Origin of the sequence: Pseudomonas sp. A2 (genome assembly GCF_023100865.1) — a bacterium.
In the GTDB taxonomy this organism is placed as follows: domain Bacteria; phylum Pseudomonadota; class Gammaproteobacteria; order Pseudomonadales; family Pseudomonadaceae; genus Aquipseudomonas; species Aquipseudomonas asiatica.
Map to the genome: position 1 here is coordinate 5,016,359 of NZ_CP039127.1, position 13,017 is coordinate 5,029,375.

15 protein-coding genes are annotated in these 13,017 nt (G+C 65.0%); 6 read left to right on the top strand and 9 right to left on the bottom strand.

What is annotated here, in order from left to right; translation table 11 throughout:
- Position 1: 1 nt before the first annotated feature.
- The 5 genes from E5221_RS23245 to E5221_RS23265 form a co-directional block, all read right to left on the bottom strand.
- Positions 2–1,159, bottom strand: coding sequence for a phosphatidylserine/phosphatidylglycerophosphate/cardiolipin synthase family protein (locus E5221_RS23245; RefSeq protein ID WP_247846522.1), 1,158 nt, complete (start codon positions 1,157–1,159; stop codon positions 2–4).
- A 1-nt stretch (position 1,160) separates the two neighbouring features.
- Positions 1,161–1,742 carry a YceI family protein gene (locus E5221_RS23250; protein ID WP_013974065.1) on the bottom strand — a complete coding sequence of 194 codons (582 nt, stop codon included), beginning with the start codon at positions 1,740–1,742 and terminating at the stop codon, positions 1,161–1,163.
- Between the two features lie 44 nt (positions 1,743–1,786).
- Entirely contained in the window at positions 1,787–2,083 is a 297-nt protein-coding gene (locus E5221_RS23255) for a hypothetical protein (protein WP_039613782.1), read from the bottom strand.
- Positions 2,080–3,159, bottom strand: a complete 1,080-nt coding sequence (locus E5221_RS23260; RefSeq protein WP_247846523.1) for a serine hydrolase — start codon at positions 3,157–3,159, stop codon at positions 2,080–2,082. The genes E5221_RS23255 and E5221_RS23260 overlap by 4 nt, the downstream gene beginning before the upstream one ends.
- Before the next feature lie 172 nt (positions 3,160–3,331).
- Entirely contained in the window at positions 3,332–4,219 is an 888-nt protein-coding gene (locus E5221_RS23265) for an acyl-CoA dehydrogenase (protein WP_025340513.1), read from the bottom strand.
- 160 nt (positions 4,220–4,379) lie between these two features.
- On the opposite strand from E5221_RS23265, the gene olsB reads away from it, so the two are divergent.
- Complete coding sequence (gene olsB, locus E5221_RS23270) at positions 4,380–5,135, top strand: L-ornithine N(alpha)-acyltransferase (protein ID WP_247846524.1); 756 nt, start codon at positions 4,380–4,382, stop codon at positions 5,133–5,135.
- A complete protein-coding gene (locus E5221_RS23275) occupies positions 5,135–5,923 on the top strand; it encodes a lysophospholipid acyltransferase family protein (protein WP_123085008.1) in 789 nt (262 codons plus the stop codon). Before olsB ends, E5221_RS23275 begins: the two co-directional genes overlap by 1 nt.
- Positions 5,924–6,056: 133 nt before the next feature.
- Here the strand turns inward: E5221_RS23275 and E5221_RS23280 are convergent, their stop codons facing one another.
- Positions 6,057–6,641: an ACP phosphodiesterase gene (locus tag E5221_RS23280; RefSeq protein ID WP_182329001.1), complete on the bottom strand. Its 585-nt coding sequence runs from the start codon at positions 6,639–6,641 to the stop codon at positions 6,057–6,059.
- A 150-nt stretch (positions 6,642–6,791) separates the two neighbouring features.
- Between E5221_RS23280 and E5221_RS23285 the strand changes: the two genes are divergently transcribed.
- Positions 6,792–7,094 (top strand): helix-turn-helix transcriptional regulator, encoded by a 303-nt coding sequence (locus tag E5221_RS23285; RefSeq protein WP_247846525.1) that lies wholly within the window; start codon positions 6,792–6,794, stop codon positions 7,092–7,094.
- Between the two features lie 17 nt (positions 7,095–7,111).
- Positions 7,112–8,161, top strand: a complete 1,050-nt coding sequence (locus E5221_RS23290; RefSeq protein WP_039613786.1) for an alkene reductase — start codon at positions 7,112–7,114, stop codon at positions 8,159–8,161.
- Positions 8,162–8,284: 123 nt separating this feature from the next.
- Here E5221_RS23290 and E5221_RS23295 read toward each other — a convergent pair whose 3' ends face one another.
- The 3 genes from E5221_RS23295 to E5221_RS23305 form a co-directional block, all read right to left on the bottom strand.
- Positions 8,285–9,154: a hypothetical protein gene (locus E5221_RS23295; RefSeq protein WP_039613787.1), complete on the bottom strand. Its 870-nt coding sequence runs from the start codon at positions 9,152–9,154 to the stop codon at positions 8,285–8,287.
- Between the two features lie 87 nt (positions 9,155–9,241).
- Positions 9,242–10,237, bottom strand: a complete 996-nt coding sequence (locus tag E5221_RS23300; RefSeq protein WP_247846526.1) for an NAD(P)-dependent oxidoreductase — start codon at positions 10,235–10,237, stop codon at positions 9,242–9,244.
- 49 nt (positions 10,238–10,286) lie between these two features.
- Positions 10,287–11,177 carry a LysR family transcriptional regulator ArgP gene (locus E5221_RS23305; protein WP_039613789.1) on the bottom strand — a complete coding sequence of 297 codons (891 nt, stop codon included), beginning with the start codon at positions 11,175–11,177 and terminating at the stop codon, positions 10,287–10,289.
- Between the two features lie 97 nt (positions 11,178–11,274).
- On the opposite strand from E5221_RS23305, the gene E5221_RS23310 reads away from it, so the two are divergent.
- Together E5221_RS23310 and E5221_RS23315 are read left to right on the top strand one after the other, a co-directional pair.
- Entirely contained in the window at positions 11,275–11,874 is a 600-nt protein-coding gene (locus tag E5221_RS23310; RefSeq protein WP_003258234.1) for a LysE/ArgO family amino acid transporter, read from the top strand.
- 473 nt (positions 11,875–12,347) lie between these two features.
- A complete protein-coding gene (locus E5221_RS23315; RefSeq protein WP_039612983.1) occupies positions 12,348–12,944 on the top strand; it encodes a Fe-Mn family superoxide dismutase in 597 nt (198 codons plus the stop codon).
- The last annotated feature ends 73 nt before the right edge of the window (positions 12,945–13,017 follow it).

Consider the following 13,017-nt stretch of genomic DNA (forward strand, 5'->3'; position numbering starts at 1 on the left):
CTCAGTCGCGACGGTCGAGCAAGTTGACCACCAACCGGTCCAGCCACCCCCACAACCGCTGCTTCACCCGGCGCCACAGCGGCCGGGCATTCCAGTGGCCCAGGTCGACCACCTCGCTCAAGGCGAAATCACGCTCGAAACTGGCCTGCACGGCAGCCGTCAGCGGCGGGTCGAGTGCCTCGATATTGGCCTCGAGGTTGAAGCGCAGGTTCCAGTGATCGAAGTTGCATGAGCCGATACTGACCCAGTCGTCGATCAACACCATCTTCAGGTGCAGGAAACACGGCTGGTACTCGTAGATACGCACCCCGGCGCGCAGCAGACGCGGGTAATAGCGGTGCCCGGCGTAACGTACCGAGGGGTGATCGGTGCGCGGCCCGGTCAGCAGCAGCCGCACATCGACCCCCTTCCCGGCAGCCCGGCGCAGCGACCGGCGCACGCTCCAGGTCGGCAGGAAGTAAGGCGTGGCCAGCCACACTCGCTGCTTGCCGCTGTTGATCGCGCGCACCAGCGAATGCAGGATGTCCTGGTGCTGGCGGGCGTCGGCATAGGCCACCCGGCCCATGCCCTGCCCCTGCGCAGGCACCTTGGGCAGGCGCGGCAGGCCAAAGCCCTCGGCGGGGCGCCAGGCGGTGCGACGGTTGTTGGCGTGCCACTGGCGGTCGAACAGCAACTGCCAGTCGCTTACCACCGGCCCTTGCATCTGCACCATCACCTCGTGCCATTCACTGGTCGCCTCGCCGGGCGTCCAGAACTCGTCGGTGACGCCCGTGCCGCCCACCACTGCCCAGCGTTCGTCCACCAGCAGCAACTTGCGGTGATCGCGGTACAGGTTGCGCAAGCCACGCTTCCAGCGCAGGCGGTTGTACCAGCGCAGGTAAACACCTGCGTCCAGCAGGCGCTGACGCAACTTGCTGTTGAAGGCCAGCGAGCCATAGTCGTCGAACAGGCAGCGCACCCGCACGCCACGTCGGGCAGCCTGCTCCAGCGCTGCGACCACCGCATCCGCGCAGTCACCGGCCTCGACCAGGTACAGTTCCAGGTCGACCTGGAACTCGGCGCGCATGATCGCCAGGAGCATGCGCGGAAAAAACTCGGGGCCGTCGATCAGCAGTTCGAACTGGTTGCCATCCCGCCAGGGAAAGACCGGCCCCGGCATGTCAGCGGGCGGTGAAGATCAGCACCGCGCTAACCGGCACCGACGGGTTGATGGACTTGAGCCCGGCGAACTTGCGCAGGCGTTGCAGCCCCGGCAGCAGGCCGAAATCCTCGGCGCGCAGCACCAGGGGCTCCAGGGTCACCACCTGGAAGCGTCGCTCGTCCAGGCGGGTGGCCAGCAGCAGGGCGTTGTAGCTGTGTGACTGGCCATGCAGGGTCACGGTCAATGGCAGGCGCAGTTCGATCTGGGCACCGTTGGCCAGGTCGTTGATCGGCCGTAGGTCCAGTTGCGCCTGCACCTTGGCTTCGGCAAAGCGCTCGACCTCGAACAGGTCCTCGCGCATGCGTTCATCACGCAGCGGAATACCGCTGCTCACCGAGTCCATCTCGATGCTCAACCCGGCCACACCCTTGCGGTCGACCGTGCCATGCAGCACCAGGAAGCGGTGCACTTCGGCGGTGTTACCGTTCTTGCCGGTAATGAACGAAAGGCGCGAAGACTCGCCATCGAGGTGCCAGTTGGCGTGGGCGGGCAGGCAAAAAGCCAGCAACAAGGCGGGCAGCAGGCGGGGCAGCTTGAACATGACAGATCTCGTGAAACCAGGCCGCCAACCTTACCCGCCCGCCTTCACGGCAGCAAGCGGCAGCCCTCGCGCGGGCCTTGCCAGGCAGCCTGATTGCGACGGCCCAGGCCTTCGGCGGTGACCTGCCGCTGTTGGCTGTCTTCCTCCAGCAGGCTCAGCGGCAGCCATTGCTTCACGTAGCCTTGGCAATACGCCGGCTCAAACCCCATGACGAAGCGGCACGAGCAATATTCCTTGGCCGAGTAGGCCGAAAGGATACCGGGGAAGTCCGTCAGGGCCTGGCGCTCATGCCAGGCCCAGTACACCACCCCCAGCAACACCACCAGCAGCACCCGCTTCATGCTCCCTCCCCAGCCAGCGCCGCGAGTATCCGCTTGAGCAGTTCATCGTGCTGGTAGCTGCCGTCGCGGTCATCGGCGTAACGCACGATCACCAGCTTTTGCGCGGGCAGCACGTACAGCGCCTGGCCCCAGTGGCCAAGGGCGGCATAGGTGTCTGCGGGGGCACTCGGCCAAGGCCGTGCTGCGCCGGGCAGCGGCTGGTTGAGCCACCAGTGGCCACCGGGGTTGGCCTCGCCGGGCAGTGCTTCGGCATCGGCAAACGGCGTGCGGTTGAAAGCCACCCAGGGCTTGGGCAGCAATTGCCGATCCTGCCAACTCCCGTCGCGCTGCATCAGCAGGCCGATGCGCGCCAGGTCGCGAGCGCTGAGGTACAGGTAGGACGAACCCACATAGGTACCCGCGCGGTCCCGCTCCCATACCGCGCTGTCGATCCCCAACGGAATGAACAGCGCATGCCAGGGGTAGTCGGGGTACTGACCGGCATCGAGCATGCCGCGCAACGCGGCGGCCAGCAGGTTGCTGTCGCCACTGGAATAGAGAAACCGCTGGCCCGGGCTGGCCACCGCTTCCCGCGCCGCCGTGTAGGCCGCCATGTCCTCGCGGCCACGGGTATACAGCATGGCCACCACCGAGGACTTGAGCGGGGCGTACTCGTAGTCTTCCTGCCAGTCCAGGCCGCTGGCCCAATGCAGCAGATCGGCCATGCGCACGCCGGGATGGGCGTGCATGGCCGGGTAGAAACGGGTCACCGGGTCCTGCAGCTGGAAGCGGCCTTCGCCCTGGGCTACGCCCAATAGCGTGGCGAGTACGCTCTTGCTGATCGACCAGGTGAGGTGGGCGGTGGCGGCGGTACTGGGGGCGGCGTAGCGTTCGTGGAGGATGCGGCCGTCGCGGATGATCAGCAGGGCGTCGGTGCGGATGCCGCTGCGTTCGGGGGTGGTGCGTGCGGGGAAGGCGTAGGCGTCGACGGCTTGCCAGTCGAGGGGGGTGTTGTCGATTGGCCAGTCGGGTTCAGGCCAGTCTTCGGCCCGGGCACAACCCGCAACCATTATCAGGATGATCAACAGTACCTTCATCGTGATCGCCGTTATTGGGGCCGCTGCGCAGCCCTATCGCGACACAAGGCCGCTCCTACAGGTACAGCGTCAGCCTGAACTTGACGCGTTCCCCTGTAGGAGCGGCCTTGTGTCGCGATAGGGCCGCAAAGCGGCCCCAGGATTCATCGGATCACACAAACCTATCAGGCATTCATGACAATCCCGCAGCAGCCCAAGCCTTGTTCAGCCGCTTCTCCCGCGCCGCCGCCGCCAGCGCCATCACCCCCTGGTCACGCTGCCAGATCTGCGCCCACTGCGCCGGCCCCGCCGCCAACGCAGCATCGATCTCCCCTCGCAGCGCCTGGAACTGTGCAAACAATCCCCCCAGCAACAAATGGCAACCAACGCTATCGGCGCACTGCCGGCTACCTTCGGCACACCCGGCCAGCAGCCCAAGCAACTGTAGGCGCAGGGCCTGCGGCCAGGCGCACTCCTGCCCCACGCCATACAGCCAGGCCGTCAACGCCGTAAGCACATACAAGTCCTCCAGCGAACGGAACGGCTTCACATAGGCATCCCAACCATCACCGGCCAGTAGCTCGCACGCCGCCTGCTCCAGCACCAGTCGCCCATGGCCCACCTCCGGCATCAGCGGCAGGGTCGGCAGCGCTTCCAGCGTCACACCTGGCTCCCCGGGGTAGACCACCGCCAGGTTCAACTGCGGCGCCGCGCCCGTCGCCTCGCAGCGCGCCGCCACCAGCAGCCATTCCGCCTCCAGGCCGGCAGTGACGAAGTCCTTGCTACCGGTCAGCCGCAAGCCGTCCAGGCGCGTGCGCATGTCCGCCGGCCGCACGCTGCGCCGTTCGGTGGCGCACAGGGCGCCGAGGCTGGGTGGAGCACTGGGCCACAGCACGCGCAAGGCGGCCTGGTAGCCGACCAGGAAGGCCAGGCCCGGGGTGGCCATCGCGCGCCCACCGAGCACCGCCAGTTCAAACGGGGCAACAGGGCCAAGGCGCTCGAGCAGCGCGGCATAGGTTTCGCCCAGAGTGCCCGCCAGCGCTTGGCGAAGCGGGTCGTTGAGTCGTTGCAACCAGGCCATCGGTCGGCTCCTTGCTGAAGGGCTTTCAGTTGTGGCTCAGGGGGTGTCACGCAAGCATCACCAAAGATTCACAGGGGTGACACCCCATCTACCTAGGCTGACTTTGCACAACAAAGCCGACCGGCCGCAACCCTTCATGGCTGGCTTATGGAGACTCGTAATGACTCGGATCGCTCACGCTGGCGACAACAGCACCGAACGCCGTCTGCAAGCCGAACGCCTGGTTGGCGCCACGGCCCTGCAGGAAGCCCAGGCCCTGCGCTACAAAGTGTTCAGCGCCGAATTCCAGGCCAAGCTCAAAGGAGCCGAGCAAGGCCTGGACATGGACGACTACGACGTGCACTGCCGCCACATTGGCGTACGCGACCTGAGCACCGGCGAGCTGGTGGCCACCACCCGCCTGCTCGACCATCAGGCCGCCAGCAGCCTGGGCCGCTTCTATAGCGAAGAAGAATTCAGCCTGCATGGCCTGTTGCAGCTGCAGGGCCCGATCCTGGAGCTGGGCCGAACCTGCGTAGCTCCCGACTACCGCAACGGCGGCACCATCGCCGTGCTCTGGGGCGAACTGGCCGAAGTGCTCAACGAAGGCCGCTACAGCTACCTGATGGGCTGCGCCAGCATCCCCATGCAGGATGGCGGGGTACAGGCCCATGCGGTGATGCAGCGCCTGCGTGACCGCTACCTGTGCACCGAGCACCTGCGCGCCGAGCCGAAGAACCCATTGCCCAACCTGGCACTGCCGAACAACGTCATCGCCGAGATGCCACCGCTGCTAAAGGCGTACATGCGCCTGGGCGCGAAGATCTGCGGCGAGCCGTGCTGGGACGAAGACTTCCAGGTGGCCGATGTGTTCATCCTGCTCAAGCGCGACGAACTGTGCCCACGCTACGCCCGCCACTTCAAGGCAGCGGTCTGATGCCGAAGCTGCGGGTAATGGCCCGCCTGACTCGACTGCTGCTGGTACTGCTGCTGGGCATGCTGATGGCCAGCGTGATCGCCCTGGGCGAACGCCTGGGGTTCAAGACGCCCATCGAGCGCCGCCAGCGCTGGACCTGCCTTTTCATGAAGCGCCTGGTCGCGGCCCTGCCCTTCGATGTGCGGGTGATCGGAGAGCTGCCCCAACGGCCAATGCTGTGGGTCAGCAACCACGTGTCCTGGACCGATATCCCGTTGCTTGGCATGCTGCTGCCGCTGTCGTTCCTGTCAAAGGCCGAAGTGCGGCACTGGCCGGTGGCCGGCTGGCTGGCGGAAAAGGCCGGCACCTTGTTCATCCGCCGTGGCGGGGGCGACAGCCAGCGCCTGCGTGAGCAGATCGCCGGGCAACTGGGTCTTTCCCGGCCGCTACTGATCTTCCCGGAGGGCACCACCACCAGTGGCCGTACCCTGCGCACCTTCCATGGTCGCCTGCTGGCAGGTGCCATCGACCGTGGCGTGGCGGTGCAGCCGGTCGCCATCCAGTACCTGCGCGATGGCCAGATCGACCCGATTGCACCGTTCATTGGTGACGATGACCTGGTGTCGCACCTCATGCGCCTGTTCGCCCAGCCGCGGGGCGAGGTTTGCATTCACCTGCTGCAGCCGATCGGCAGCGTGGGCAAGGAGCGAGCGGTGCTGGCATTGCAGGCGCAGCAGGCGATTCACCTGGCGTTGTTCGGGGTTGAGGAAGTTGAACTGGCGCCAAGGCGGCAAGCGCGGGCTGCCTGAGTTTTATGCACTGCCTGTTCTGGCCCTTTCGCGGGTGAACCCGCTCCCACAGGGATGGCACTCATCCTGAGTTCTGTGGTGTACCTGTGGGAGCGGGTTTACCCGCGAAGAGGCCGGCAATGCCAACCCAGCACTAACTGTCAGACATCCGCCCCGCTGCAGCAAACGCCTGCAACTGTGGATAAAACTCCCTGAAGTCGGCCAGCAATGGCTCATACAGCCGCTCCAGCTCCCCCATCACCCCAACCATCCCCTCCGGCCGCGACAAGCGCCGGGCAATACCGTTGAACACCTGCTCCAGCGTGGCAAAATCGCCATACGCCCCCAGCCAGTCATCCGCCGCCATGAACGGCGCTATCCGCGCCAGCCGCCCCGGCAACTCGGGCTCCGCAAGCAATACCCGATAAAAATCCCCGGTGAACTGCTCCAGCGGCTGCTCGGCATAATCCCGCCAGTGCCGGGCCAGGCAATGGTCGAAAAACACATCCAGGACGATGCCGGCAAAGCGCCGCCGCGCCCGCGGAAAACGCGCAAGAGCCGCCAACACCAACGGGTGCTGGTCGGTATAGCTGTCGATATGCCGGTGCAGCCGGATGGCCGCCTCCAGCGCTGGCGGGAAGCGCCCTTCCAGCGAGCCTTTGACGAAGTCGCCATACAGGCTGCCAAGCAGTTGTTGCGGCGCCGGGCCGCCAAGGTGCAGGTGTGCGAGGTAGTTCATGAGCGCAGTCTAGCACCGCCGGCCCATATATCGTTATAACGCGATATAGCGATTCGTGCTCAGCTCAGAACCTCTTCATATTTGTATATCGGGAAACCACGATTTACATTTCGTCCTATCGCGATATACCGCTACAACGAGCCTCAACCCATGCCTCTCGATCTCGACGAAATCATAAAAGCGCTGGCCCACCCGGTCAGGCGAGAAATCCTCAGCTGGCTGAAGGACCCGGCTACGCAATTCCCCGACCAGTACCACAGCACCGAGAACGGTGTGTGTGCCGGGCAGATCGACCAACGCTGCGGTCTGTCGCAGTCGACCGTCTCCGCCCACCTGGCCACCTTGCAGCGCGCCGGGCTGATCAGCAGCCAGAAGATCGGCCAATGGCATTTCTTCAAACGCAACGAAGCCAGCATCCAGGCGTTTCTCGAACAACTGCGCCAAGCACTCTGAACAGGCAGGTAACCGTCATGACCACGCTTTTCGATCCGATCACCCTGGGCGACCTGCAACTGCCCAACCGCATCATCATGGCCCCGCTCACCCGCTGCCGGGCCGACGAAGGCCGCGTGCCCAACGCGCTGATGGCCGAGTATTACGTGCAGCGCGCCAGCGCCGGGCTGATCCTCAGCGAGGCGACCTCGGTCAGCGCCATGGGCGTCGGCTACCCGGATACCCCCGGTATCTGGAACGACGAACAGGTGCGTGGCTGGAACAACGTGACCAAGGCCGTGCATGCCGCCGGCGGGCGCATATTCCTGCAGCTGTGGCATGTTGGCCGCATCTCCCACCCCAGCTACCTGAACGGCGAGCTGCCGGTGGCCCCCAGCGCGATCCAGCCCAAGGGCCATGTAAGCCTGGTGCGCCCGCTCAGTGACTACCCCACCCCACGTGCGCTGGAAACCGAAGAAATCATCGACATCGTCGAGGCCTACCGCAGCGGTGCCGAGAATGCCAAGGCTGCCGGTTTCGATGGCGTGGAAATCCACGGCGCCAACGGCTACCTGCTCGACCAGTTCCTGCAGAGCAGCACCAACCAGCGCACCGACCGCTACGGCGGTTCGCTGGAAAACCGTGCACGGCTGCTGCTGGAAGTGACCGATGCGGCCATTGAGGTGTGGGGGGCAAACCGCGTGGGCGTGCACCTCGCGCCGCGGGCCGATGCCCATGACATGGGCGATGCCGACCGTGCCGAAACATTTACCTACGTGGCCCGTGAGCTGGGCAAGCGTGGTATTGCCTTCATCTGCTCGCGGGAAAAGGAAGCCGATGACAGTATCGGCCCGCTGATCAAGGAAGCGTTCGGCGGCCCGTACATCGTCAACGAGCGCTTTGACAAGGCCAGTGCCAATGCAGCCCTGGCCAATGGCAAGGCCGACGCCGTGGCGTTTGGCGTGCCGTTCATCGCCAACCCTGACCTGCCGGCGCGGCTGGCGGTGGATGCGCCGTTGAACGAAGCGCGGCCGGAGACTTTTTATGGCAAGGGGCCGGTGGGGTACATCGATTATCCGCGGTTGTAACTGAAATCGCCGGGGCCGCTTTGCGGCCCTATCGCGACACAAGGCCGCTCCTACAGGGGAACGCGATTTCCTGTAGGAGCGGCCTTGTGTCGCGATAGGAGGGCAAAGCCCTCCCCTGCAATGTCACGGCCGGGCATTGATCTGCTGCTGCAGGTTCTGGATCTGGCTCTGCAAGGTATTCAGGTTGCGTGTCGTCTGCGCCCGGAAGGCGTCGAATTCCTGCACCGAAGCACCACTGGACGCCGCCGCGGCCGGGCGGTTATCGATCTGGCTCTTGAGCACCAGGATGTCCTGCTCCAGGTCCTGGATGGCCGCGCTCGGGTTACCCTGCTTCTTCAGCGCAGCAACCTCGCTGCCCAGGCTCTTGAGCTGCGCATCCAGCTTGGCGCCATCCACCTGCGCGGCCTTCAGCGCAGCAACCTGTTCGTTCAGGCCCTTGAACTGGGTATCCAGCTTGCCACCATCGACCTGGCCCGAGCGCAATGCGGCCAGCTCGCCATTCACCGCCTTCAGTTGCGCCTGCAACTGGGTTTGCAGCTGGGTCACGGCCTTCTGCTGTTCGCGGGTATCAGCCAGTACTTGCTCCAGGCGCTTGCCCAGGTCGCCAGTCTGCCCGGCCACCCCCTGCTGCAACTGACGCAGTTGCAGCTTCAACGCCTCGCTGTTGGTAGTGGCGCCGGATTCGCTGGCCGCCACCTTGCCGCTGATCGCCTGCAGGCGCCCGGCAGCCTCTTCGCTGATGCGAGCGAAGCTTTCCTGGGTCGCCACCAGCTGCTGCTCCATCAGCGAGATCTGCTGGAAGCTCCACCAGCCAAGGCCCGCCAAGGCGATGAACGAGGCCCCGAGCAATGCCCACAGCGGCGCCGTGCTGGCACCGCGAGCGGCCTTCTGGCGGTTACGCACCACGTGCGCCGGCATCAGTTCGTCATCGTCATGGGTGCCCGCCCGCAGGCTAGGCACGTCATCGTAGTCATCGTGAGCATGGTTACGCATGGATACATTCAACCGCGGTAGTCGCAAAGAGGCACGAGTATAAACCGCCAGCGCGGCGCGTTGATGACCATTGTCGGCCGGCCGGCTTTACTGCCTCGGCGGCTGGTGCTTCCACCAGGCACAGAATTCATCCAATGCCGTCCACAGGCTGACCTTGGGCTGGTAGTCCAGGTACTGTCGGGCGCGGCTGATATCCAGGGTGAAATCGCGGCTCATCACCTGCATCCCCAGGCGCGACAGGGTCGGTTGCGGGCGTCCCGGCCACAACATGCAGGCCGCCTCGTTCAGCGCGGCCAGGCTGTAGGCCAGGCCGTAGGAACGGTAACGGGTAACCTGCGGCAGCTGCATCTGGCGCATCACGTAGTTGACCACGTCCCACAGCGGCAGCGGCTGGCCGTTGCTGATGTTATAGGCTTGGCCCAGCGCCCGGTCATCGGCGAACAGGGCACTGAGCAGCGCTTCGTTAAGATTGTGCACGCTGGTGAAATCGACTTTGTTCAGGCCGTTGCCGATGATCGCCACGCGCCCCTTGCGCTGCATCTGCATCAGCCGCGGGAAGATACTGGCATCGCCAGCGCCGGTGACGAAGCGTGGGCGCAGCGCCAGCACCTCGAGGCCGAACTCCTGGGCACCGAACACTTTCTGCTCGGCCATGTACTTGGTCTGCCCGTAGTGGTCGTGGAAGCGGCGCGGCACCTGGTCTTCACGGATGTCCAGGCGCGAGCGGCCATTGAAGTAGATCGACGGCGACGACAGGTGTACCAGCCGCCGTACGTGCTCCTTCAAGCAGCCCTCGACCACGTTTTCGGTGACCACCACATTGCCTTGATAGAAGTCCTGGTAGCGCCCCCAGTTGCCCACTGCGCCGGCGCAGTGCACTACCGCCTCGACGCCCTGGCACAGGCGGCGGGCCAGCTCGGCATCCCCCAGGTCGCCGGGGATGAACTGGGCGCCGCGCTTGACCAGGTGCTCGACCCCTTCGGCTCGACGGCCGCTGACCCGCACGTCCAGGCCCTGCTCCAGGGCAAAGCGCGCAAAGCGCCCGCCAATGAAGCCACTCGCGCCGGTGACCAGAATTCGCATGTAAGACTCCGTCTTGCCAGATTTCAGATGCAACTGACGCCAGCCGTGGCTACAAGGGCACCAGCCATTGCCGTGCGGAGTGCCGCAGGTGGTCAGTCAGTTGCGCGAGCAGTTGCCCGCCATTGCGCCAATGATGCCAGTACAGCGGCACATCGATGGGGGTATCGCTGCAGATTTCCACCAGCCGGCCGCTGGCCAGTTGCTCGCGGGCCTGCAGTTCAGGCACCAGGCCCCAGCCCAGGCCAGCTTCGGTCATGCGCAGGAAGCCTTCGGACGACGGGCACAAGTGGTGCAGGAAGCCATCCTCGATGCCCAGCGATGCCAGGTAGCGGTGTTGCAGGAAGTCGTCCGGGCCGTAAACGATCGCCGGGGTACGGGCCAGGCGGCTGGCAGCGAAGCCCTGCGGAAAATGCCGCGCCATGAACCCGGGGCTGGCCAGCGCCCGGTAGCGCATGGCACCCAGTGGCAGGCTGCGCGCCCCGGCCACCGGCCGCTCGCTGCCACACAGGCAGGCCGCAACTTCGCCCGCACGCATGCGTTTCAGGCCCACTTCCTGGTCTTCCACCACCAGGTCGGTCAGCACATTCTGCTGCGCGCAGAAAGTGCCCACTGCCCCGGCCCACCAGGTGGCCAGGCTGTCGGCATTGAGAGCAATGCGCAGGCGCTCCGGCATACCCTCCTCGTCCAGTGCCGGCACCTGGCGCTGCAGGTCGCGTTCGAGCAGGCGCACCTGCTGCACATGGTTGAGCAACTGGCGGCCGACTTCGGTCGGGCTTGGCGGTGTGGCACGCACCAGCACCGGCTGGCCGACCCGCGCCTCAAGCAGCTTGATGCGCTGGGAAATGGCCGACTGCGACAAGCCCAGCACCTGCGCCGCGCGCTCGAAACCACCCTGCTCGATCACGGCGGCGAGGGCGGCCAGCAGCTTGTAGTCGAACATCGATTTTCCTAATGACGGATCAGCTCTATTTGTTTTTCTTATACAGCGTGGTTCATCACAATGGCCAGCATCTTTTAGACGCTTTGGAGAGCGCGCCATGTGGCAAAGCTATCTCAACGGCATGCTCGTGGCCTTCGGCCTGATCATGGCCATCGGTGCACAGAACGCTTTCGTCCTCGCCCAGAGCTTGCGCCGCGAGCATCATTTGCCGGTGGCGGCACTGTGCATCGTCTGTGACGCCATCCTGGTGGCTGCCGGAGTGTTCGGCCTGGCAACCGTGCTGGCGCACAACCCTACCTTGCTGGCGATCGCCCGCTGGGGCGGCGCGGTGTTCCTGATCTGGTACGGCGCCAAGGCGTTGCGCAGCGCCTGCTCCAGGCAGAGCCTGCAGCACCAGCAGGGCCAGGGTGCGCGCTCACGCCGCGCGGTACTGCTCAGCGCCCTGGCGGTGACCCTGCTGAACCCGCACGTGTACCTCGACACGGTGCTGCTGATCGGCTCGCTGGGCGCCCAGCAGGCTGCGCCTGGCGCCTACGTGGCCGGCGCTGCCAGCGCCTCGCTGCTGTGGTTCTCGACCCTGGCGATCGGCGCTGCCTGGCTGGCACCGTGGCTGGCCCGGCCGGCGACCTGGCGCATGCTCGACCTGATGGTGGCGGTGATGATGTTCGCGGTGGCGGCGCAGTTGATCTTCAACTGACCTCGGCTCACCACAACATCTTTATCGCCTGTGAGATCGAGCGCCGCCCGCGCGGCGCTTCGCAGCACAAGGCTGCTCCTACATCTGTTTCGGGCCAGTAATGCCTGCACCAACGCGCGCGACCGCCTTGTTGGTCCGACACGATATCGAGGTGAACACTAAGGGGCCGAGCGCGCCTGCCTCAGGAATGACTGGCCTGAAACAGATGTAGGAGCAGCCTTGTGCTGCGAAGCGCCGCGCGGGCGGCGCTCGATCTCACAGGCGCTACAAGCGTTAAGCCGAACACCACCGGTCGGCACACCCCAACCGCTCTGGAACCTCTATTCCCTATCTTTGTTGCGTGGTTATGCGCCGGGCCCGGTGCTATGATCCAGCCCTTGCGTCGCAAAGAGTACAAACTCGCCGACGCTCATCGGGCCGCCCGTGATCGGCCTTGCGCAAACCGCAAACAGACCTGAATCAGGAGATCCACCATGGCTTTTGAATTGCCGCCGCTGCCGTACGCCCACGATGCCCTGCAGCCGCACATCTCCAAGGAAACCCTGGAGTATCACCACGACAAACACCACAACACCTATGTCGTGAACCTGAACAACCTGGTCCCAGGCACCGAATTCGAAGGCAAGACCCTGGAAGAGATCGTCAAGACCTCTTCGGGCGGCATCTTCAACAACGCCGCTCAAGTCTGGAACCACACCTTCTACTGGAACTGCCTGGCACCAAACGCCGGTGGCCAGCCGACCGGCGCCCTGGCTGACGCCATCAACGCCGCTTTCGGTTCCTTCGACAAGTTCAAGGAAGAGTTCACCAAGACTTCGGTTGGCACCTTCGGTTCCGGCTGGGGCTGGCTGGTGAAGAAGGCTGACGGTTCCCTGGCCCTGGCCAGCACCATCGGCGCCGGCTGCCCGCTGACCAGCGGCGACACCCCGCTGCTGACCTGCGACGTCTGGGAACACGCCTACTACATCGACTACCGCAACCTGCGTCCGAAGTACGTCGAGGCGTTCTGGAACCTGGTCAACTGGGCCTTCGTTGCCGAACAGTTCGAAGGCAAGACCTTCAAGGCCTGAGTCATCCAGCCTTGAGACAGAACCCCGGCGCCACGCCGGGGCTCTTCGAAGATCCGATGCCAGTCCCCTGGTA